Origin of the sequence: Tenacibaculum crassostreae, from assembly GCF_964512405.1 — a bacterium.
In the GTDB taxonomy this organism is placed as follows: Bacteria; Bacteroidota; Bacteroidia; order Flavobacteriales; family Flavobacteriaceae; genus Polaribacter; species Polaribacter crassostreae.
The window spans coordinates 220,635-243,357 of record NZ_CAZELE010000006.1 but is presented as its reverse complement, the minus strand read 5'-3'; the positions used below and the strand labels follow the sequence as shown (position 1 = coordinate 243,357).

Annotated in this window: 23 protein-coding genes; 11 read left to right on the top strand and 12 right to left on the bottom strand. The window is 31.7% G+C overall.

All coding sequences use genetic code 11. From position 1 onward, the window contains the following. The first annotated feature begins 72 nt into the window (after positions 1 to 72). Positions 73 to 1,353 (top strand): metal-dependent hydrolase family protein, encoded by a 1,281-nt coding sequence (locus ACKTST_RS09175; protein WP_408047461.1) that lies wholly within the window; start codon positions 73 to 75, stop codon positions 1,351 to 1,353. A gap of 74 nt (positions 1,354 to 1,427) precedes the next feature. Beyond that, the gene (locus ACKTST_RS09170) at positions 1,428 to 2,435 is read left to right on the top strand and encodes a hypothetical protein (RefSeq protein ID WP_408047460.1); all 1,008 of its coding nucleotides are present in this window, start codon (positions 1,428 to 1,430) and stop codon (positions 2,433 to 2,435) included. A gap of 4 nt (positions 2,436 to 2,439) precedes the next feature. Here ACKTST_RS09170 and ACKTST_RS09165 read toward each other — a convergent pair whose 3' ends face one another. Further along, the gene (locus ACKTST_RS09165) at positions 2,440 to 3,492 is read right to left on the bottom strand and encodes a glutaminyl-peptide cyclotransferase (RefSeq protein WP_408047459.1); all 1,053 of its coding nucleotides are present in this window, start codon (positions 3,490 to 3,492) and stop codon (positions 2,440 to 2,442) included. Between the two features lie 193 nt (positions 3,493 to 3,685). Between ACKTST_RS09165 and ACKTST_RS09160 the strand changes: the two genes are divergently transcribed. From ACKTST_RS09160 to ACKTST_RS09150, 3 genes are all read left to right on the top strand, one after another. Next, on the top strand, positions 3,686 to 3,937 hold the full coding sequence (locus tag ACKTST_RS09160) for a type B 50S ribosomal protein L31 (RefSeq protein WP_028892937.1): 252 nt from the start codon (positions 3,686 to 3,688) through the stop codon (positions 3,935 to 3,937). Between the two features lie 91 nt (positions 3,938 to 4,028). After that, positions 4,029 to 5,561, top strand: a complete 1,533-nt coding sequence (locus ACKTST_RS09155) for an FMN-binding glutamate synthase family protein (RefSeq protein WP_408047458.1) — start codon at positions 4,029 to 4,031, stop codon at positions 5,559 to 5,561. 13 nt (positions 5,562 to 5,574) lie between these two features. Further along, positions 5,575 to 6,672, top strand: a complete 1,098-nt coding sequence (locus ACKTST_RS09150; RefSeq protein WP_408047457.1) for a class I SAM-dependent methyltransferase — start codon at positions 5,575 to 5,577, stop codon at positions 6,670 to 6,672. A gap of 124 nt (positions 6,673 to 6,796) precedes the next feature. Here the strand turns inward: ACKTST_RS09150 and ACKTST_RS09145 are convergent, their stop codons facing one another. The 7 genes from ACKTST_RS09145 to rlmH form a co-directional block, all read right to left on the bottom strand. Next, positions 6,797 to 7,966, bottom strand: coding sequence for a histidine decarboxylase (locus ACKTST_RS09145; protein WP_408047456.1), 1,170 nt, complete (start codon positions 7,964 to 7,966; stop codon positions 6,797 to 6,799). A 230-nt stretch (positions 7,967 to 8,196) separates the two neighbouring features. Then, positions 8,197 to 9,237 (bottom strand): M28 family metallopeptidase, encoded by a 1,041-nt coding sequence (locus ACKTST_RS09140; protein ID WP_408047455.1) that lies wholly within the window; start codon positions 9,235 to 9,237, stop codon positions 8,197 to 8,199. Between the two features lie 70 nt (positions 9,238 to 9,307). Next, positions 9,308 to 10,105, bottom strand: a complete 798-nt coding sequence (locus ACKTST_RS09135) for an ABC transporter ATP-binding protein (protein ID WP_408047454.1) — start codon at positions 10,103 to 10,105, stop codon at positions 9,308 to 9,310. A 2-nt stretch (positions 10,106 to 10,107) separates the two neighbouring features. Next, positions 10,108 to 11,139 (bottom strand): FecCD family ABC transporter permease, encoded by a 1,032-nt coding sequence (locus tag ACKTST_RS09130; protein ID WP_408047453.1) that lies wholly within the window; start codon positions 11,137 to 11,139, stop codon positions 10,108 to 10,110. Then, positions 11,140 to 11,718: a non-canonical purine NTP diphosphatase gene (locus ACKTST_RS09125; protein WP_408047452.1), complete on the bottom strand. Its 579-nt coding sequence runs from the start codon at positions 11,716 to 11,718 to the stop codon at positions 11,140 to 11,142. Positions 11,719 to 11,857: 139 nt separating this feature from the next. Further along, positions 11,858 to 12,706 carry a coiled-coil domain-containing protein gene (locus tag ACKTST_RS09120; RefSeq protein ID WP_408047451.1) on the bottom strand — a complete coding sequence of 283 codons (849 nt, stop codon included), beginning with the start codon at positions 12,704 to 12,706 and terminating at the stop codon, positions 11,858 to 11,860. A 139-nt stretch (positions 12,707 to 12,845) separates the two neighbouring features. Next, complete coding sequence (rlmH, locus tag ACKTST_RS09115) at positions 12,846 to 13,319, bottom strand: 23S rRNA (pseudouridine(1915)-N(3))-methyltransferase RlmH (protein ID WP_408047450.1); 474 nt, start codon at positions 13,317 to 13,319, stop codon at positions 12,846 to 12,848. A 54-nt stretch (positions 13,320 to 13,373) separates the two neighbouring features. Here rlmH and nadC point away from each other — a divergent pair, with 54 nt between their 5' ends. The 6 genes from nadC to folE all read left to right on the top strand — a co-directional run bounded on the left by nadC (position 13,374) and on the right by folE (position 20,004). After that, entirely contained in the window at positions 13,374 to 14,234 is an 861-nt protein-coding gene (gene nadC / locus ACKTST_RS09110) for a carboxylating nicotinate-nucleotide diphosphorylase (RefSeq protein WP_408047449.1), read from the top strand. A 75-nt stretch (positions 14,235 to 14,309) separates the two neighbouring features. Beyond that, on the top strand, positions 14,310 to 16,412 hold the full coding sequence (locus ACKTST_RS09105; RefSeq protein ID WP_408047448.1) for a M3 family metallopeptidase: 2,103 nt from the start codon (positions 14,310 to 14,312) through the stop codon (positions 16,410 to 16,412). A gap of 71 nt (positions 16,413 to 16,483) precedes the next feature. Beyond that, positions 16,484 to 16,843 carry a four helix bundle protein gene (locus ACKTST_RS09100; protein WP_408047447.1) on the top strand — a complete coding sequence of 120 codons (360 nt, stop codon included), beginning with the start codon at positions 16,484 to 16,486 and terminating at the stop codon, positions 16,841 to 16,843. Between the two features lie 46 nt (positions 16,844 to 16,889). After that, complete coding sequence (locus ACKTST_RS09095) at positions 16,890 to 17,825, top strand: YihY/virulence factor BrkB family protein (protein ID WP_408047446.1); 936 nt, start codon at positions 16,890 to 16,892, stop codon at positions 17,823 to 17,825. A gap of 74 nt (positions 17,826 to 17,899) precedes the next feature. Continuing rightward, entirely contained in the window at positions 17,900 to 19,264 is a 1,365-nt protein-coding gene (gene hisS / locus ACKTST_RS09090) for a histidine--tRNA ligase (RefSeq protein WP_408047445.1), read from the top strand. Positions 19,265 to 19,335: 71 nt separating this feature from the next. Next, complete coding sequence (folE, locus tag ACKTST_RS09085) at positions 19,336 to 20,004, top strand: GTP cyclohydrolase I FolE (protein WP_408047444.1); 669 nt, start codon at positions 19,336 to 19,338, stop codon at positions 20,002 to 20,004. Between the two features lie 53 nt (positions 20,005 to 20,057). Here the strand turns inward: folE and ACKTST_RS09080 are convergent, their stop codons facing one another. The 4 genes from ACKTST_RS09080 to ACKTST_RS09065 are packed head-to-tail and all read right to left on the bottom strand — an operon-like array spanning position 20,058 to position 22,632. After that, entirely contained in the window at positions 20,058 to 20,273 is a 216-nt protein-coding gene (locus tag ACKTST_RS09080; protein ID WP_408047443.1) for a hypothetical protein, read from the bottom strand. A gap of 2 nt (positions 20,274 to 20,275) precedes the next feature. After that, entirely contained in the window at positions 20,276 to 21,178 is a 903-nt protein-coding gene (locus tag ACKTST_RS09075) for a lytic transglycosylase domain-containing protein (protein WP_408047442.1), read from the bottom strand. A 37-nt stretch (positions 21,179 to 21,215) separates the two neighbouring features. Beyond that, entirely contained in the window at positions 21,216 to 21,881 is a 666-nt protein-coding gene (locus ACKTST_RS09070; RefSeq protein ID WP_408047441.1) for an alpha/beta hydrolase, read from the bottom strand. 1 nt (position 21,882) lies between these two features. Continuing rightward, positions 21,883 to 22,632 (bottom strand): DUF6438 domain-containing protein, encoded by a 750-nt coding sequence (locus ACKTST_RS09065; RefSeq protein ID WP_408047440.1) that lies wholly within the window; start codon positions 22,630 to 22,632, stop codon positions 21,883 to 21,885. Between the last annotated feature and the right edge of the window lie 91 nt (positions 22,633 to 22,723).

The window sequence follows — 22,723 nt, the reverse complement described above, 5'->3', positions numbered from 1 at the left end:
AATTGTTAAAGTTAAAAAAGGCAAGCTACATAAAAATCACTACATTTAGGTTTTAATCAATCTTAAATTATCATGAAAAATAGCGTTTTTTTAGCATTCTTTTTAATGGTGTCTGTTGCTTCATTCACTCAAAGCACATATATATTCTGCGGAAAATTAATTGATACAGAAAAAGGAAATATTAAAGAACAACAAACCATTATTGTTGACGGTAATAAAATAATTGATGTTGTAAGTGGATACCAAACACCTAAAAACTCACTTGACAAAACAATTGATTTAAAAGATAAAGTTGTAATGCCTGGGTTGATTGATATGCATGTGCATATTGAAAGTGAACACAGTCCGCATACAAGGTTAGAAAAATACATTTTAAACGATGCAGATAGAGCGTACAACTCGGTAAAGTTTGCTGAAGTTACGTTATTGAATGGTTTTACAACTGTGAGAGATTTAGGAGGAACGGGTGTAAATATATCATTAGCGAAAGCTATAAAAGCAGGTAAGATTAAAGGTCCAAGAGTATTTACCGCTGGTAAATCTTTAGCAACCACAGGAGGTCATGCAGATCCAACCAATGGAAGTAGTAGAAAGTTAATCGGTAATCCTGGTCCAAAAGAAGGTGTGGTAAATTCTGTTGAAGATGCTAAAAAAGCAGTACGTCAACGTTATAAAAACGGAGCAGATTGTATAAAGATTACTGCTACAGGAGGTGTGTTAAGTGTAGCAAAAAGTGGAGACAACCCTCAATTTACTATTGAAGAAATAAAAGCAATCTGTGAAACCGCCAAAGATTACGGAATGCATGTTGCTGCACACGCCCATGGAGATGAAGGTATGAAACGTGCTATTAAAGGAGGAGTAAAAACTATTGAGCACGGTACGTATATGAGTGATGAAACTATGGAGTTAATGAAAAAATACGATGTGTATCTGGTGCCAACAATTACTGCAGGGAAAGAAGTTGCTGAAAAGGCGAAGGTGAAAGGATTTTATCCAGAAATAGTAGTTCCGAAGGCATTGGCTGTTGGTCCGCAAATTCAAGGAACTTTTGGTAGAGCGTACAAAAAGGGAGTAAAAATAGCTTTTGGTACCGATGCAGGGGTATTTGAACACGGAATTAACGGAAAAGAATTTGGATATATGGTAGAAGCTGGTATGCCAGCGATAGAAGCAATTCAGTCTGCAACCATTACCAATGCTAAATTATTAGGAATGGGTAATGGATTGGGGCTAATTAAAAAAGGTTTTTTAGCTGATATCATTGCGGTAGACGATAATCCTACACAAAATATTCATACGATGGAAAACGTTGTTTTTGTGATGAAGGAAGGAGTAGTTTATAAGAAATAATTATTAGCGAAATTTGTAACAATCTATTAAAAAAAGCTACTAATAATTAGAACTAATATTAAAATCTAATTGTTATGCAAAACACAATTAATTTAAGAAGTAATTTAGTTGTTTTTGGTCTTCCATTATTGATGATTTTATCACTTGTTATGCTGGTGAAATCATCCTTTTTTATACCTAAAATCTCTTCATTTGTAGTAATAGATTTTTTAATAACAATTCCTTTAGTTTACTTTCTTTTAATCAGAAAAAAGAATATTTCTAATAAGACTGTTTTTTCAGTTTTTATGTTGGGAGTTTTAATAGCTAGTTTTACACTTCCTAAAGAAAATCAGCAACTTTTAAATACAGTAAAAACATTTTTAATCCCAATAGTAGAAATTGGCATAATTGCTTTTATTATAGTTAAAGGAAGAAGTGTAGCAAAAAAAATAAATGAGATTAATGATTATTCTTTAGACTTTTTTGATGTTATAAATAAAGTATGTAAAGAAATATTACCTAGTAAAATAGCAGGAATCTTTGCATCTGAAATAGCTATGATTTATTACGGACTCTTCAATTGGAAAAAGAAGGAACTTAAAAAAAATGAATTTACTTATCATAAAGACGGAATGGCTGTAAGTGTAATTCTAGGATTTTTACTAGTGGTGGTGGTTGAAATGTTTGTTACTCATTCAATGATGAAAAGTGGAAACGTTAGAGTTTCTTTAATTTTAGCTACTTTAAGTGGATATACCATATTGCAAATTTTAGCAACATTACGATCATTAGTTAAAAGACCAATAGTTATTGATGTAGATAACAAAGAGTTGTATTTGAAGTTCGGAATACTAGCTAACGCAAAAATTTCACTACATCAAATTGAAAATATAGAACTGAGTACAAAAGAAATTCCAGAAAAATCTTCCATTAAGTTTTTCTCACCTATTGGTAGTGCAGGAGGACATAATTTGATTTTACATTTAAAGGAAGAAATAAAATTTAATAGTTTTTACGGTTTTACAAAAAAAGCAACATCTCTAGCTATTTTTGTAGATAGTAGAGATGCTTTTGTGAAAATGTTAAATAATACTAAGTAGAGAATTATTTACGAATTAGCTCTATCTCAAATAATTTGCCCCAATGTTTTCCAGTAACAAACAAACGGTTATTGTCAGCATCATAAGCAATACCGTTTAAAACATCGTCTTGCTCTAAATTTTGATCTTTTAAAACAATGTCTCTTAAACCGTCTAATCCAATTAAACCTTCTACAACTCCAGTTTCAGGATTAATAATTGCGATAGTAGATTTAATATTTCCATTGGTTTTCCAATAATTTGAATAAACTTTTCCATTAACATATTCAATTTCATTTAATTTATCTAAAGCTCTGTCGTGGGTGTAGACCTGAATACTTCTTTTTTCTTGTTGATTTTCTGGGTTTAAGAACCAAATTTTATTAGTTCCATCAGATTTTATTAACTCTGTATCACTATGAGTTAATCCCCAACCTTCATTACTATTGTTGTAGTTAAAAGAACCTGTTTGTTTAAAGTTTTCTAAATCATACACAAAACCTTTACGAGCTTGCCATGTTAACCAATAAACTTTGTTGTTAAAAATCGTCATTCCTTCCCCGAAATACTTTTTATTTAAATCGGTTTTTTGTAATACTTCTCCAGTTTTTATATCAACTTTACGTAAGGTTGATTGTCCTCGGCGCCCTGTTGTTTCGTATAAAAATCCATCTTTATATTCCAATCCTTGGGTATAAGCATCTTTATCGTGAGGGTAAGTGTTTACAATTTTATAGGTGTAAACAGCTGGGGCTTCTTTTGCTAATACTTCAATAGAATTATTTAGCTTTTTAGATTTATTTGGATAAAAAGCTAAAGCGGTAACCGCGTGTTTTCCTACGCCAAAATCCGCAGTGTTTATTGCTATACTTGTTTCATTTGTATTAACACGTTTATTGTTTACATATAAGTGAACAGAATCTATTTGATTACCTTTTAATTGTTCAAACTTAATAGCGGCTTTTTCACCTAAAGTAGTTTTTTTTGTAGTGTCTAGTTTAAATTTGTAATTAGTTTCACTACAAGAAGTTACAAGTAAAGTAGTTAATCCTAAAGTTAAAAGTTTATAAAAACGCATATGTATAGTAATGTTTTCTGAAGTTTAAAATCTTGTTTTACAAATTAAAGCAAATTATTTGTTTGCAAATTAAAAAAAAGGGTTAAATTTGCACCCTCAAATAGCCATTGCAGGTTTTTGAATCATGAAATGATTATAAAGATTTACCAACTTTATATTTTTCAACAAAAATAAAAGATTAAAATTTAAAGAGATGAAAAAAGGTATACATCCAGAAAATTATAGAATGGTAGCGTTTAAAGATATGTCTAACGGAGATGTTTTCTTAACGCGTTCAACTGCTAACACAAAAGAAACTTTAGATGTTGATGGTGTTGAGTATCCATTAATCAAATTAGAAATTTCAAGAACTTCACATCCTTTCTACACAGGTAAGTCTAAGTTAGTAGATACTGCAGGACGTATTGATAAGTTCAAAAACAAATACGCAAAATTCAAAAAGTAATTTTAAGTATTTCAATATATTAAAAAGCTCTGATTTTATGTCAGAGCTTTTTTTATGTTAAAATTGTATTTTTGTTAGAAATAAAAATGAAATGAGAGACACTATTTTATCTGTTATTATTGTTGTTAATATTTTGTGTGGCGTATTGGTGTACTTTATGCCAGACTTAGGAAATGTAATATTGTTAACAATTGCATCAGCAGTAACTTTATTAGCAATTTACGATGCTTTTTTACAAAAGAAGCATTCGTTAATGAGAGCTTTTCCAGTGGTAGCTCGTTTGCGTTGGATTTTTGAAGAAGAGCGTGAAAAAATTCAACAATATTTTATTGAAGATGATTTAAACGGAAAACCGATAAACAGAGAAAAGCGAAGTATCGTTTATCAACGTTCTAAAGAAGAAATTGAAACGGTTCCATTTGGTACCCAACACAATGTGTACAGAAAAGGATATGAGTTTGTAAAGCATTCATTATTTCCTAAAGATCACCATCATATTAACGGAGAAAGGGTGTTGATAGGTTCTGATAAGTGTACTAAAAAATACGATGCTTCTATTATAAATATTTCAGCCATGTCATTTGGTTCGTTGAGTAAAAATGCAGTCATGGCATTAAACCAAGGAGTAAAAATGGGTGGTTTTGCTCATAATACAGGTGAAGGTGGAATCTCTCCGTATCATTTACAAGGTGGCGATTTAATTTTTCAAGTAGGTACGGGTTATTTTGGAGCAGGAAGAAGTTTGAATGGTAAACGTGTTTTTGATGCAGAAATTTTCAAAAAAAACGCGGTTAGACCTGAGGTTAAAATGATTGAAATTAAATTATCTCAAGGAGCAAAACCAGGTCATGGAGGAATTTTACCAGCAAAAAAAAATACAAAAGAAATTGCTGAAATTCGCTCGGTAGAACCTTTTACTCGAGTAGATTCTCCACCAGCACACGATGCTTTTTCAAACTTCGAGGAAATGATTGTTTTTATTCAACAAGTTCGAGAGTTAGCTCAAGGAAAACCTGTTGGAATTAAACTTTGCGTAGGTGATAACGATGAGGTAGAAGAGATGATTAAAGCTTTTGCCAAAGCAAATAATTATCCAGATTTTATTGCTATTGATGGAGGAGAAGGTGGTACAGGTTCTGCTCCTTTAGAGTTTTCAAACTATATAGGAACTCCGTTATTAGAAGGATTATCTTTTGTGAATAAAACATTGATAAAATACGGGTTAAAAAAGCAAATTAAAATTATTGCAAGCGGTAAAGCTATTGATGCTTTCGATGTAATTAAATATTTGGCGTTGGGTGCTGATGTTATTGGTATGGCACGTAGTTTTATGTTAAGTTTAGGGTGTATTCAAGCGCGTGAATGTAATTTAGATACTTGCCCTGTTGGAGTGGCAACACAAGATAAAGATTTAGTAAAAGCATTGGTTGTTGAGTATAAAAATGTGCGTGTGAAAAATTACCATAAAAAGACGCTAAATGCAGTTAAAGAAATGGTAGCAGCTATGGGTAAAGAGTCTATAACAGAAGTTGAAGCAAAGCATATTTTTAGAAGAGGAAAAGATGCAAATATCACTTCGTTAGATAAAATTTATTACGCTGAATCTGAAGTTTTAGTTAATTAAAAGAACTCTTTTTTTGGAAACTCATTTAGAGATATATTCAACCAAATTTTTATTAGAGCGTTATCCTAAAACAACTGATAAAAATTTACGTGCATGGAGTAATGCTGAGTTATTGGTGTTAGATTACATTTCAGAAAAACATACTGAAAAGATCCATTTATACAATGATCGATTTGGAGTTTTGAATTGTGTTTTGAACGATAAAAAACTAACTACTGTTTGGACGTATGCTAGCCAGCAAAAAGCAATTCAACAAAACTTACAGCTGAATGACCTATCAACTAAAGTTGATTATAAAACCCCGTTAGATGATTTAGAAAAAGTGGATTTAGCATTGGTTAAAATTCCAAAATCTATTGAATTGTTTGAGTTGTTTTTACAACAAATTCACGCTGCTTCTCATGAAAACACAGAAGTAATTTGCGGATTCATGACTAAATATTTTTCATCATCTTTTTTAAAAATTGCAGAACAATATTTTGAAGAGGTAGAACAATCGAAAGCATGGAAAAAAGCTCGATTACTTATTTTAAAATCACCAAAAAAATCAATTTCAAAAAAGGATTTTATCAATACAATTCAATGGAAAGATAAAGTTTTGCAACAGTATTATGGCGTGTTTTCTTCAGGAAGCATAGATATTGGTACGCAATTTTTCTTAGAAAACTTAAAAATAAAATCAGACGAATTAAAAGTGTTAGATGTAGCCTCTGGAAACGGAATAATTGCACATGAAATTGCTGAGCACAATCCAGAAATAGAGATAAGCTTAGTTGATGATTTTAATTTAGCAATAGAGTCTTCTAAAATTAATTTAAAAGGAAAAAAAGCACAGTTTGTTTGTAACGACACGTTAGATTCTTTCAAAGAAAATTCGTTTGATTTAGTAGTTTCAAATCCACCTTTTCATTTTGAGTATGAAAATAATATTGAGGTGGCTTTACATCTTTTTAAAGGAGTTGAGAAATGTTTAAAGCCAAACGGGAGGTTTTTATTGGTAGCTAATTCTCATTTAAATTATAGCACGCATTTAAGTCAACTTTTTAAGGTTGTTGAAGTGATACAGCAGAATAAAAAATTTCAAATTATAGAGTGTATTAAAAAACGCTAAGATATTTTCTTAGCGTTTTTTTATAATTAGTTCCGTCATTGCGAACTCAGTGAAGCAATCTTTAATTTGTTTTTTTAAGAACAGATTAATTCAATCGTAAACTCTTTCGTAATGACTGTAATGTTTAACTTAACGAGAAATCATAAGAAAACTCGTCATCTATAACTGGTTCATTACAGTTTTTCAGGTCGTTTACAAACTCATCAATTTGTTTTTTGGTTACGTTAGGCATACAAATTACGTGAGCTACTTCACCTTCGGTAGCCAATTGCCACTTGTCTTTTATACTTTTCGGAGTTTTAGGTAACACCACAGTAATTGCGTTTGGATTTCTCCAAGCCTTAACTCCAATTTTTTGTAATTCAGCTTCACAATATTCCGCTACGCTTAAACTGTACTCATAACGTTTTTGTAATCCTTCAACTCCCAGTTGTTTTAAAGCATACCATAAAAATAAAGGAGAATGTCCGTTACGAGATCCAGTAATAGTGGTGTCAAAAGAACCGATGTAAGAAATACCTTTGGCAATACGATCTCTGTTTGATCGTTTCGCTAACAATACACCAGTTGGAATTGGAGAACCAATAAATTTATGTCCACTAATAGAAATACTATCGGCACCATCCATAAAGTCGAATGGTAAACGAGGTTGCATAAAAGGCCCGAATGAACCTGCTAAAGCGGCATCACAGTGTATATAGTGATCTTGAATTGCTAGATTACCTAAAATCCCTTTTATTTTACCTATATCATCTTTTGCTTCTTTCATAGTAGTACCAAAAGTAGCCAATACAATTACTGGTTTATGACGATTCATACGAATGGTATTTTCAAAATCTTCATAATCCATTTCACCGTTTTCTTGCGATTTGATAACGATACTTGGTATGTTTAATAGGTGGATGTTTTTACGAACACTATAGTGTGTAGATTCTGAATAATACACCATTGCTTTCGGAAATAATTCACGTGCGATGTATAAACCGTATAAATTACTTTCAGAACCACCATTGGTTACATAACCCCAAAAGTCTTTCGGATTTGCTCTAAACAACTTAGCAAAAAAAGCAATGACTTCACGTTCCATTTCGTGAGTTTGAACGCGGTAAGTTCCTTGTTCAAAAGGATCACCAAGGTTGTTAATTGGGTATTGAAAGAATTTATTTAGTTCAGAATAATCAAAGTCTTTTGATACTGGATATCCTAAAAAAGTATCGCGAGCTGTGCTTAGTTCTGTTTCTAATTGTTCTAATTTTTGTTGATTTTCAGTAGATAATTTTTGTCCGTTTTTCATATGTGAAAATTATAGTGGGCAAAAGTAAGTTAAACAATAGTAATTGTCATAAAAAACGAGTTGAAATAGATTATTTTTCTATAAACACATGTGTTTTGTTGATTAATTGTCTTATTTAGAATTATGGATGGTGGTTTTATAGATAGATTTTAATTATGGATAGAGATGAAAACATAAAAGCTCACCATCTGGCGAGCTTTTAGTAACTAGTAATTTAAATTTGGTTACACTTACTTTGCAGCTTTATCAACTACAACACGGTTTTCACGATTAGCAACTTCCCAAGCAGTATAAAAAACTAATCGAGTTCTGTTTTCTAGCATCTCATAATTGATTTTGTCAGGAGTATCGGTTGGTTTGTGATAATCAGCATGAGTTCCGTTAAAATAAAAGATAATCGGAATGTTGTGCTTTGCAAAATTATAGTGATCTGAACGATAGTAAAAACGATTTGGGTCGTTTTCATCGTTGTATTTGTAATCTAAGTCGATATTCATGTATTTTTTATTCATTGCTTCTGAAATGTTGTGTAACTCTGTACTTAACTTATCAGAACCAATTAAATAAACATAATTAGGGTTTCCTTTATGACGGTCGTCAACTCTACCAATCATATCTATGTTTAGGTTGCTAACAGTGTTCGCTAACGGAAAAATTGGGTTTTCAGTATAGTATTTAGATCCTAATAAACCTTTTTCTTCTCCTGTAACGTGTAAAAATAAGATAGAACGTTTAGGTCCTTTACCTGCATCAGCAGCTTGTTTAAAAGCTTCAGCAATTTCAAGAATAGCTACAGTTCCAGATCCGTCATCGTCAGCACCGTTATAAATTTCACCATCTTTAACTCCTTCATGATCTAAGTGAGCAGAAATAACAATGATTTCGTCTGGTTTTTCAGTTCCTTTGATAAAAGCAACCACATTTTCAGAGTCTTTTAACTGCATTCCTCTGCGGTTGTTGCTTAAGTATTCAGAAGGAACTTCTTGAAAATAATCATCACCTCCAAGTGGAGAAACGATTCCTTTACTTACATAAAAGTCTTTTAAATATTTTACTGCTTTTTTCTGTCCTGGTTCACCAGTGTTTCTTCCTTCAAATTCATCAGAAGCATAAATAAATAAGTGTTTGCCTAAATCTTTAGCAGTGATAGTCTCAGCATATTTTGCAGCGTAATCTACAGTGTTGTTATTGTCAGTTGTGTTTGCAGTTTCTTTGCTAGAAACACAAGCTGTTAATACTGCAGCACTTACTATATAAAGTAATTTTTTCATCAATAATTAAGGTTTGTTTTAGTTTGTTGATTAGTTATCAAAAGTAACAAAATGTTACGTGGAGTCAAATTTAATTTTTCTTGATAACGAATTGTTCTAATGTTTTGTTAAAACTTATCAATTCTTTTGGAAAAAGCTCTTCAAAAGCGTTTTGAGCGATTAATTCTTTAGAGTTGCCAGTATATAGTTGTTTTTCAGAAAGTAAAATGAATTCATCTGCTAGTTGAATAGCTAAATTTACTTCGTGAGTAGAGATAATAATTGTTTTCCCTGTGGTTTCAACTAGTTTTTTTAATAAAGAAAAAACTTTAAAAGTGTGATGAATGTCTAAGTGTGCAGTGGGTTCGTCAAGAATAATAATTTCAGTATCCTGTGCTAAAGCACGAGCAATAAGTACACGTTGAAGTTGCCCGTCACTTAATTCGTAAAAATGTTTGCCTTTTAAGTGTGTGATTTCGGTTTGCTCTATTGCCCAAAGAATTTTTTTTAGGTGTTCAGGAGTTAGTTTGTCGATCCAATTGGTGTAGGGTTGACGTCCTAAAGCAACCAGTTCGAAAACGGTTAACTGACTTAAAGGTAAACGTTCGGTTAATACTAAGCTTAAGGTTGTAGATAGTTCTTGGTCTGTATACTTTGAAAGCTCTTTTTGGTTTATTTTCACCGTTCCTTTTAATGGTTTTTGAACTTTAGAAATGGTACGTAATAATGTAGATTTTCCTATTCCGTTTTTACCCAATAATGCAATAAATTTTCCTTTTTCAATATTAAAATTCACATCTGAAGCAATAATAGTTTGTTGCCTTTTTGTTTGATAACCAATTGTTAAATTCTCGGTTTCTAAAACGATATGTTTTTCAGGATTATTCAAAACTATACGTAAATTTTCTTTTTTCTAATTAGTAACCAAATAACTACAGGAGCGCCAAATAAAGATGTAATAGCGTTAATTGGTAAGGTGAATTCACTAGTTGGTAATTGAGCAATGCAATCACAAATTAATAAAATAATTGCGCCAATAAGAGCAGAGGATGGTAAAAGTATTTTATGGTTTGATGTTGAAAATAACATTTTTGCAATATGTGGAACCGCTAAACCAACAAAAGCGATAGGCCCAGAAAAAGCAGTAATTACTCCGGTAAGAATACTAGTAATTAACAAAATGATATTTCTACTTTTTTTAATGTTTATCCCAAGGCTTTTAGCATAATTTTCACCTAATAAAAAGCTATTTAAAGGTTTTATTACAGTGAATATTCCTGCTATTCCGATAAGATAGATAATAGCAAAAACTAAAAGTTCTGACCAAGTTAAATTTCCTAAGCTACCAAAACTCCAAAACATATATTGTTGAATTTGTTCTGCATCACTAAAGTAGGCTAAAACACTAATAACAGCCGATGTTAAAGAACCAAACATTAGTCCGATAATTAAAATAGACATCGTGTTTCTTACACTATTTGCTGCAATTACTACCGCTGATAGTACTAAAAAAGAACCTAAACTTGCTGCTATGGCAAGTGTCCAATTTGAAGAGATAGTAGTAGTTAAAATTCCGCCAAAAATGCTCGACCCTAAAATAAGAAGTGCTACCCCTAAGCTTGCACCAGATGAAATTCCTAAAACAAACGGACCAGCAAGAGGATTCCTAAAAAGAGTTTGCATTAATAATCCACTTATTGATAATCCAGAACCTACTAAAATTGCTGTAATAGTTTTAGGTAAACGATAAGTAAGAATAATAGTTTGCCAACTTTCTTTAGAGGCAATGCCTCCTGATAAACTCTTTAAAATATCTTCAAAAGGAATGGTAACAGAACCTAAACTAATATTTAAAAAAGCAACGATTAATAGTAAAACTATAAGCAGTGTGAAATATTTAATATTTGTTTTTGTGGAGCTCAATTAAACAATAGAATTTAAATATTCAACTAATTTTTGAATAGCTCTACCGCGATGACTTATGGCGTTTTTTTCTTCAGAAGTCATTTCAGCAAACGATTTCATGTAGCCTTCTGGTTTAAAAATAGGATCGTAACCAAAACCTTGTTCACCTTGTTTAGACTTTAAAATCTCACCTTTACAGATACCGTTAAAAAGGAGCTGCTCTCCATCTAAATTCAAACAAATAGAAGTTCTAAACTGTGCTTTTCTATTTGAAGTGTTTTTCAAATCAGAAAGTAGTTTTTGCATGTTGTTTTCGGTATTAGCAGGTTCTCCTGCATAACGAGCAGAATACACTCCAGGTGCACCATTTAACGCATTTACCTCTAAACCTGTATCGTCCGCAAAACAATTATACCCAAATTTTTTAGTAATATGGTTGGCTTTAATTTGTGCATTTCCTTCTAAAGTAGCGGCAGTTTCTTCAATGTCATCAAAACAGTTAATATCTTTTAAAGAAAGTAGCTCGATAGATGCAGGGAGCATTTTTTGAACTTCGGCAAGTTTATTTAGGTTGTTTGTAGCAAAAACAAGTTTCATGTATTGAAAGTTTACTTAAACAAATGTATTAATTTTTATTGGTAAGGAAGGCTTCTGGTTTGACAATGTAGTAAAAAACAAAACCCATTGTTTAATCTATAAACAATGGGTTTGTGAATGTATAGTTTTATGAAAAGGTTTATCCTTTAATTTTTGCTAATTCTTGTTTTTTAGCATCAATTTCATTTTCAATTTTTATCAAACGATTTTCTATTTTGTTGATGATCGCTTGTTTTCTTTCGATACTGTCTTTAGAAGTTGCAGGATCTTTTTTTGCTTCTTCTAGTTTAGATTTCATTTTAGCTAAACCTTCTTTACCGCTAATTAAGATCTCCTCGTTAATGCTAATGTCGTCTTCAAGGTCGCTTATTAAAGTATTCTTTTCCTTGCTAATGTTTTGCTCTTTAGCTTTAATTTGGTTTTGTAATTGCTTTAGTTTTTCTTCCTCTAAACGTAATGCTTCTTGTTCTTTTAAGTAAGCAAGTTCTCTAGCTTTACGTTCTTCGTCTAATTTTTTACGAGCAGCTTCAAGTTGTTCTTTTTGTAAAAGAATTTCTTTTTGTTGGTTACTTGTACTGTCTTCGTATAAACTGTTTGCTTTTTCAGCAACTTTTGTTTCAGTAGTAGGCTCTTCTTTTTTAAGTTTTCTAGCTAATTTTCTTTCAAAAACCTCTAACTCTTTTTTGTGGTTGTCAATTTGAGAGTTAAGCTTGGTAAGTCTTTGCTGCATACTAGCTACTACTTTTTCTTTTCTGTTTACCTCTTCTTTAGTAGCTTTTTTACTTGTTTTAAAACGCTCTAAGTTAGATTTAACACGCTTTAACGCAGTAACTCCGCTAAGTAAAATTTCTTCGTTAGCGCTAATTAAATCTTCTTTACTTTTAATTTGAGCTTTTAAAGCTTTAATGTCTTCTTGAGCTGAAATTTGTTGGATGAATGAAAAAGTTATGAAAAAGATTGTTGTAGCTAAAAGCCTTAATGTTCTCATTTTAATCTATTTAATATTATGATTTTTGGGGCGACAAAGGTACAGTTAATTGCTCAAAAAAATAACTTTTTATTGAGTATTTTTTCTTGGCTGAAGAATGCCTTGATTTTAAACTAAATGCAGTTGGATTTTAACCTGGTTATTCGTGGTGATAAGGCTCGTTTCGAAGAATGGTAAATCCACGATAAATCTGCTCTACAATAAACAAACGAATCATTTGATGAGAAAATGTCATTTTTGAAAGAGATAACTTTCCTTGAGATTTTTGATACACAGTTTCCGAAAAACCATAAGGACCCCCAATGACCAATACCAATTGTTTAATTCCTGAATTCATCTTTTTTTGAAGATATTGAGAAAACTCAATAGAAGTATGTTGCTTTCCTTTATCATCTAATAAAATCAATTGATCGGTAGGTTGCAGCTTAGATAAAATTAATTCTCCCTCTTTTTCTTTTTGCTGAGATTCACTCAAGTTTTTAACATTTTTAATATCAGGAATAACTTCTAGTTCAAACTTGACGTAATGTTTTAACCTGTTTTCATAGTTGTTTATCAACTGAATTAAATTCTTATCATCCGTTTTACCTATGGCTAGTAATTTTATCTTCATAAGACAAAATTATGAATTATGAATTAGTATTTTTACATCAGAATAAATTATAATATGATTTCAAAAGAACAATTTAATAAAGAGTTAGATTTAATTATAACAAACGCAATTAGAGAAGATATTGGTGATGGAGATCATACCTCATTATCATGTATTCCTGCAGATGCAACTGGTAAAGCAAAACTGTTGGTTAAAGATGAAGGAGTTATTGCTGGGGTAGAGTTCGCTAAAATGGTGTTTAAATATGTTGATGCAGATTTAGAAGTTGAAACATTAATTAATGATGGAGAAACGGTTAAATATGGTGATGTTGTTTTTTATGTTTCAGGAAAATCGCAATCTATTTTAATGGCAGAACGATTAGTGTTGAATGCAATGCAGCGTATGAGTGCAATTGCAACCAAAACTAAGTTTTTTGCCGATTTGTTAGAAGGAACAAAAACCAAAGTGTTAGATACTCGTAAAACAACTCCAGGAATTCGTGCTTTAGAAAAATGGGCAGTTAAAATTGGAGGAGGAGAGAACCATCGATTTGCCTTGTACGATATGGTGATGATTAAAGACAATCATATCGATTTTGCTGGTGGAATTACCCAAGCAATAACTAAAACCAAAAAATATTTAGCAGAAAAAGGGTTGGATATTAAAATTATTGTTGAAGCACGTAATTTAGAGGAAATAAAAGAAATTCTTTCTAACGAAGGAGTGTATAGGATTTTAATAGATAATTTTAACTACGAGGATACTCGTAAAGCAGTTGAATTGATTGGAAATACATGTTTAACAGAATCTTCAGGAGGAATCAATGAGAAAACTATTAGAAAATACGCTGAATGTGGAGTTGATTTTATTTCATCAGGAGCGTTAACACATTCTGTATATAACTTAGATTTAAGCTTAAAAGCTATAGATTAATATAACCCAGCCGTCATTGCGAAGTGAAATGAAGCATTTTTTATAGCAATGACAAGTATAAAAACTAAAATACTCATGAAAAAAAGCTTAATCCTTGTAGCAACCATTGTATTAGCTATGTCTTGTAAAACAGAAGGAACGAAAAACGAACCTACTTCTAATATGGAAGAAAATCCGTTGTTAGTAAAAAGCGCATTGCCTTACGGTGCGCCAGATTTTACTAAAATAAAAAACGAACATTTTATGCCTGCAATTTTAAAAGGGATGGAGGTTCAAAATGAAGAAATAGCGAAAATAATTGCAAATACAGAACCTGCAACTTTTGAAAATACTATTGTAGCGTTAGAAGAAAGTAGCAAGGTGTTTGATAATGTAACTGCAGTTTTTTACGGGTTAGCAGGTGCTCACACTAATGATTCAATAAAAGATATTCAAAAAGAATTAGCTCCGAAATTTTCAAAGCATCGTGATGAAATCTTATTAAATACTAAGTTGTTTGAAAGAATTAAAATTGTTTACGGTAATTTAGAAAGCTTAGATTTAGATGCAGAATCAAAACACTTAGTAAAAGAAAGCTATAAGAATTTTGTAAAAGCAGGAGCGAACTTATCTGAAGAAAAGAAAGCAGAATTAAAAGAAATTAATGCCGAATTAGCAAGTTTATCAAACGACTTCGGAAAGAAGTTATTAGATGCAAGTAAAAAAGGAGGTTTAACGGTTTCTGATAAAAATCAGCTTACTGGACTTTCAGAAGAAAAGATTAAAGGATTAGAGAAAGACGGGAAATACGAAATCCAATTAATCAATACAACGCAACAACCCTTATTACAAACTTTAGAAAATAGAGAAGTTCGTAAAGAATTATTTGAAAAATCTATCCACAGAACCGATTCAGAAGAGTATGATACAAGCGATTTGGTTAAAAAAATGGTATTTTTACGAGCTAAAAAGGCACAAATTTTAGGGTTTGATAATTATGCGAGTTGGAGCTTGCAAGGAACCATGGCATCTACACCAGATAAGGTTTTTGAAATGTTTAACGGGTTAATTCCTGGATCGTTAGAAAAAGTAGCAGCCGAAACTAAAGAAATTCAAGCTGAAATTAACAAAGAAGGATATGACTTCAAATTAAGAGCTTGTGATTGGAATCATTTTGCTGAAAAAGTGCGTAAATCAAAGTATAATTTAAACGAAGAAGAGGTAAAACCTTATTTTGAAGTTACCAATGTTTTAGAAAAAGGAGTGTTTTTCGCAGCAACTAAGTTATACGGAATCACATTTAAAAAGCGTACTGATATTCCTACTTACCATCCAGATGTGGTGGTTTATGAAATTTTTGAAGAAGATGGAAGTAAGCTAGGTCTATATTACGGAGATTTCTTTGCGAGAGACAGTAAACGTGGTGGAGCGTGGATGAGTGCTTTTGTAAAGCAATCGAAGTTACGCAATCAAAAACCGGTAATTTATAACGTTTGCAATTCACCTAAACCAGCTGAAGGTGAGCCAGCTTTAATTAGTTTTGATAATGTAGAAACGATGTTTCACGAGTTTGGACATGCGTTACATGGGTTGTTTGGAAATCAAACATACGCTTCAATTTCAGGGACAAGTACTTCGAGAGATTTTGTAGAATTCCCATCACAGTTTAACGAAAATTGGGCTACACATCCTGAGGTGTTAAACAATTATGCTGTTCACTACCAAACAGGAGAGGTAATTCCGAATGAATTATTACAAAAAATAAAAAATGCAGGAACCTTTAATCAAGGATATTCAATTATTGAAAATTTATGTTCTTCAAATTTAGACATGCAATGGCATACAATTTCTTCGGATACAAACATTGATGATGTAGCAAAATTTGAAGAAGAAGCTTTAGCAAAAATGAAATTAAAGATTGATGAAGTTCCACCGAGATACCGCTCTACCTATTTTGCACACATTTTTAGTGGCGGATATGCAGCTGGGTATTATTCGTATTTATGGACAGAAATGTTAAGTCACGATGCCTACGATTGGTTTAAAAACAACGGATTGTTAACTCGTGAAAACGGACAAAAATTCCGTGAGCAAATTTTATCAAAAGGAAATACGATGGATTATGCAGAAATGTATCGAGTTTTTGCAGGTCGTGACCCACAAGCGGAACCAATGTTAAAAGCAAGAGGGTTGAAGTAAAAAAGTTTCAAAGGGACAGAGTTTTCAAAGGGGCAAAGATTCAAAATCATTGAGTAGTAAAGCGAAAAAGAGTGAAAACATATAGAGAATTATTGGTTTGGCAAAAATCTATGAATTTCGTTACCGAAATTTATAAGGTTTCAAAACAATTTCCTATCGAAGAAAATTTTGGATTAACTTCTCAAATAAGAAGAAGCTCAATTTCAATTCCAAGTAATATTGCTGAAGGATTTGGTAGACAAAGTTTAGGTGATTACATACGGTTTTTAAATATTGCAATAGCATCTCTTTTTGAACTGCAAACTCAATTAGAGATTTCATTAAACCTCACATATATTTCAAAAGAAAGATTTGATGAGTTGTTTGAGTTATCACGAGAAATTGAACGAATGCTTTCTAGTTTAATTAGAAAATTAAAAGAAAAACGTTAAATCAACTTTGCATCTTTGAGACTTTGTAGTCTCTGCAACTTAAATTATGACAAAACGCATAGAAGAAAATCTTGAAAAAATCCCAGTAATAAACTGGTTGATAGCTCTTGGAAAAAAAATCAAGATTCCGGGGTTAGAAGGAATGTCTTTATACGATGTGTTAGAAATGTATGTAATTGGTATTGTTAAAGGAGCTTTAACTACAAGAGCAGGAGGTATTGCGTTTAGTTTTTTTATGGCAATATTTCCTTTTTTGCTATTTATCTTAACGCTAATTCCTTACATACCCATCGAAGGTTTTCAAGAAGGATTACTTTCTTTAATGCAAGAAGCTTTACCACCAAAAACATTCGAGGCGGTCGATTTTGTTATTAAAGACATTATCAACAATCAATATGGCGGATTGTTATCGTTTGGTTTTTTAGCATCCATTTTTTTAATGACTAACGGAGTAAATGCTATTTTCGGTGGATTTGAATATTCTTACCACGTGAAAGAAATGAGAAACGTTTTTAGGGCTTATGTCATTTCTTTAGCTGTTTCTTTATTGATGTCTTTTTTCTTAATTGTTACCGTAGCATTGATTATTTTTTATCAAATAGCGTTGACAAAGATCCATAAGTTTGGGTGGTTAAATACAGGTGATTTAGATTTGTTTTACTACGGAAGAGGTTTTCTGTTTTTAGTAATGATTTTTACGATTGTATCCCTTCTTTTTAGATACGGAACCAAACAAGGAAGAGAAGTTCGCTTCTTTTCACCAGGGGCAATTTTAACAACTGTAGTTTCAATGTTTTCGTTTTATTTATTCGGAATTTATGTGGTGAAGTTTGCTAAGTATAACCAGTTGTACGGATCCATAGGAACCTTGTTAGTTTTAATGTTGTTTGTGTGGTTGAACGCAATTATCCTACTGTTAGGATTCGAATTAAATGCTTCAATTTACCGTTTAAAGCGAAAAAATAAAGCGAGAGTTGAATAATATTTTTCTTCATAATTTTTCGGATATTTGCAGGCTCAAACACGAATTACGAATCAACTCATAATTTATTAAAAATGAAACCAGGAATCCCAAAAGGAACAAGAGATTTTTCATCAACAGAAGTAGCAAAACGTAACTATATTTTTAATACGATAAAACATTCGTTTGAAAATTTCGGATTTCAACCGATTGAAACCCCAAGTTTTGAAAACTCTTCTACATTAATGGGAAAATATGGAGAAGAAGGAGATCGATTGATTTTTAAAATTTTGAATTCAGGGGATTATTTAAAGAAGGTTGATGAGAGTTTACTTTCAAATAAAGACAGTCAAAAAGTAACTTCTCAAATTTCTGAAAAAGCATTGCGTTACGATTTAACAGTTCCGTTTGCGCGTTATGTAGTGCAGCATCAAAACGAAATTACCTTTCCGTTTAAACGTTACCAAATTCAACCAGTTTGGAGAGCTGATCGTCCGCAGAAAGGACGTTTTAGAGAGTTCTATCAATGTGATGCCGATGTGGTAGGAAGTACTTCATTATGGCAAGAGGTTGAGTTTGTTCAATTATACGATACCGTTTTTAGTAAGTTAGGATTGAATGGTACGACTATCAAAATCAATAACCGAAAAATACTATCAGGAATTGCTGAGGTAATTGGTGCTTCTGATAAGTTAATCGATTTTACAGTAGCTTTAGACAAGTTAGATAAAATTGGAAAAGAAGGTGTGGTTAAAGAAATGTTAGAAAAAGGCATTTCATCAGAAGCTATTGAGAAAGTAGAACCGTTATTTAATTTTTCAGGAAGCAATCAAGATAAATTAACTTCTTTAGAAGGAATGTTACAAGGTTCTGATGAAGGATTACAAGGAGTAGCAGATTTAAGAACTGTTGTAGACAGCGTAGAAAGTATTGGGCTTGATTCTGCAAACCTAGAATTAGATGTAACCTTAGCACGCGGATTAAATTATTACACAGGTGCTATTTACGAAGTAGCAGCTCCTGAGGGTGTAAAAATGGGGTCTATCGGAGGTGGAGGTCGTTACGACGATTTAACAGGAATTTTCGGATTAAAAGATGTTTCAGGAGTGGGTATCTCTTTCGGATTGGATCGTATTTATTTGGTAATGGAGGAGTTAGGATTGTTTGAAGCAGTAGAATTGCCAAAACCTAAAGTCTTGTTTCTAAATTTTGAAGAAAGTGAGAGTTTAGAAAAGGTTAAGATGATAAAAACCTTACGAGATAAGAATATTAAAACAGAAATGTATCCAGATGTTGCAACAAGCAATAATCAACAAAAAAAGCAGTGGAAATATGCTATAAACAGAGAAATTGAGTTTGTAGTTACAACTGTAGAAAACGGTACACTTGTTGTTAAAGATATGGCGGCTGGAGAGCAAACTACTTGTTCTTTAGACGAATTGATAAATAAAGTACAGTAAATTAGCAACAATGTTGTAAATTTGCGCCCTACTAATTTTAGATAGAAATGTTTGAAGTGAACAGCAACAAAATGAATGACGATAGAATAGAAGAAATAGGAGAAAACCACATTGGTACATCGGCAAAAACGCCTTTACGTGCTGATGCTTTCGATATTTCGGACAAAGAAAAAATTGAAAAAATTCAAGAAAATGTTAAAGAAATTCTTGAAACCTTAGGAATGGATTTAACAGACGATAGCATGCAAGGTACTCCTAAAAGAGTGGCAAAAGCTTTCGTTAATGAATTGTTTATGGGTTTAGACCCTAAAAACAAACCAGAAGCCTCAACATTTGATAATACATATAAGTATGGTGAAATGTTAGTTGAGAAAAATATCATCGTGTATTCAACTTGTGAGCATCACTTGTTACCAATTATTGGTAGAGCGCACGTGGCGTACATTTCTAAAGGTAAAGTTATTGGTTTGTCTAAAATGAACCGTATTGTAGAGTATTATGCTAAGCGTCCGCAAGTGCAGGAACGTTTAACTATGCAAGTGGTGCAAGCGATGCAAGAAGCTTTAGGTACCGAGGATGTTGCTTGTGTTATTGATGCAAAACATTTATGTGTTAATTCACGTGGAATAAAAGATATTGAAAGTAGTACTGTTACTGCTGAGTTTGGTGGTGCATTTAAAAATAAAGAAACCAAACGTGAGTTTTTAGACTATATTAAATTGAATACAGATTTTCAATAAATAACATAAAATCAACAAAAAAAGCTCATTCAATTTGAATGAGCTTTTTTGTTTTATTCTTCTAATTGATTCTGTTTTAATTTTTTAACTCCATCGATTAAAAACCATGAAGCAAATAATAATCTTACAACTAAAAAGATATACTTATTTTCTGTAGTAAAGTTAAATAGCAATCTATAACTTTCTTTATCTTGAAAAAATTGGATGAATGTAAAATATAAAATTACAGCACCAAAAAATAGATAAATGAAGGGTAGTACTTTTTTCATGTTTAGTTAGTAGGTATTTTAATTTCGTATAGTTTTCTACTACGGTTGTTTAAGTGATTTTGACGTAACCAAGAGTTGTGTAGCTTTAAATCTTTATAAGTTGTTCCAAAATGTTTTGCAAACGAAGCAATATTGGTAATAGCAGTGTCTACTTTAACTGTATATGTTTTTGGTAAGGTGTACAAATCTTCTTGATCAAATACAAAACCATATTTTTCAGGATTTGAAATAATTTCTTTCAAGGCTAAAATTCTAAACACATAACGTTCTGTCTCGTCTGGTAACAAAGCATCGTAATAACTAGTTACTCCTTGAGCTTCTAATCGTTTAGAAATTCCGTAGTTTCCTGCGTTATAAGCTGCTGCTGCAAGTGTCCAAGAACCAAAGCGCTCTTTTGATTTTTTTAAATACTCAGCGGCAACTTCAGTAGACTTTTCGATATTATAACGCTCATCAACATTATCGTTAATTTCTAAACCAAACTCTTTACCAGTTTGCTTCATAAAATGCCACATACCAGCTGCTCCTACATTAGAAGTTTCATCGATAAAAGCACTTTCGGCTAAAGCTAAAAATTTAAAATCATTGGGTAACCCGTGTTTTGCCAATAAAGGTTCTAATACAGGAAAATACTTATTAGCACGTTTTATTAGTAACAAACCGTTAGATTGCCAATAAGTGTTTACCAATAATTCACGATCCATACGTTCTCTAATGTCATGTTTTTCTATAGGAACTCGTTCTCCTGCTAAATTTAAGTTTTCAGGTAGTTTAACAGCTTTTATTTCGTAGGTTTCAGCTACATTTTTTATAGTAGGTTCGTTAGATTTACTAATGGTGTTTGTAAATAAAATACCCGTAAATACAATACTTGTTATTGATAAAAATCTGATCATTCTATTCATTTTTTCTTTGCTTTAATTGTTGAAGTTGCGTTGTGGTTTATTCTATCAATAAGCATTCCTTTTCTATAATTTTAGAAATAGTTTTTGCTTTGTTTAAAATCATTACATGTGTACCATTTTCAACTTCAATACAGTTTTTAATATGTTTAAAAGGAAAAACTTCATCGTTTTTTCCATGTATGTGAACTATGTTTTCTAGTGCTTCACTTTGCTTCCAATGTAAAACATTGTAAATAGCCCATTGTAAATATTCTTTATTGCGTACCGATAAATACAACTTATAAAGTTCTGCGCGCTTTTTTAAATAATCATTAAAAAAGTAACGCTCGTAACTTTCTATATTTTCAACAATTTTAGAGGGGAAAAGCTTATAGGCTTTTGTTATTTGGGCTATTTTTAAGCGTTTAGGTAACTCTTTATTACTTTTAATACTTGAGATGATAATCACCTTTTTACAATTGATGATTTTACTCATTTCTTGTACCATAACGCCACCAAAAGAAACTCCTACTAATATAGGGTTTTTATGTTGAATTCGCACACGCATTCTTTGTGCATATTCTTCAATAGTTTCGTTTATTGATGTTGGTAATAACCAGTCTAAAAAATGTATTTCGAAATGTTCTTCTGATAAAGAAATGTATTCAAAAATTTTAGTGTTTGCCGCTAATCCTGGAACAAAATAAATATGTTTTTTAGGCATTCTATTCTATGAATTCTTTTTCAAATAAAATATCAAGAACATATTCGTGAATGTTAATAAGCTCATCAGGAATATCTTTCCATAAACGGATTTTAACTTGTTTTCCATCATGAACAATATAAGTATTTCCTAAGTCTAAAACTTTTGGATTATCATACACTTTTTTAAAACTATCAAAACCTTTTGTAGCTAATCTATTATTGAGTTCTTTAAGTTGCTTGTCACTCAAAGTGAATTCTTGAATTCCTTTCACAAGAACGTAATCTACTCCGTTGTAAACTCCGTTTCCTTCTTTGTCAATTTTAACAGAATACACAGGGCATTCACCAAAACAAGGAGTTTTACGAATGCTTAATAAGTTGTTTTTCTCTTCGGAAATTGCCTTAGCTAGGGTTTCATCAGTATTAATATCTACCAATCTAAATTCATCAGTCTGTTGCAGTTTGTCAATCCAGAATTTTCGTTTACCAACAGGAACTTTTACAATTCCAATTTTTGAAGCATCTGTTTCATACGCCATCTTACTCCAAGTCAACCCGCTATTTTTAACTAGCGATTTTATATCGTTGATACTTTCAGCATTTTTCAATACCACTATAAGTTCATTTTCTGGAACTTTAGGTTTTTCAACTGTTTCTTCTTTTACAGTTATTTCCTTTTCTTCTGACTCCACTAATTTTGGTTCGTTGTTTTTTTTAGGAGAACTACACATGGCAGCAAATAATAGAATACTTAAACTTATATATTTCATAATTGAGTGGTTGTTACATTGAGGTAATATAGCTTTTTACGACTTTAAAGTTACAGTTATTTAAAACAAAAGCAAAAAGAAAAGCTCCTTA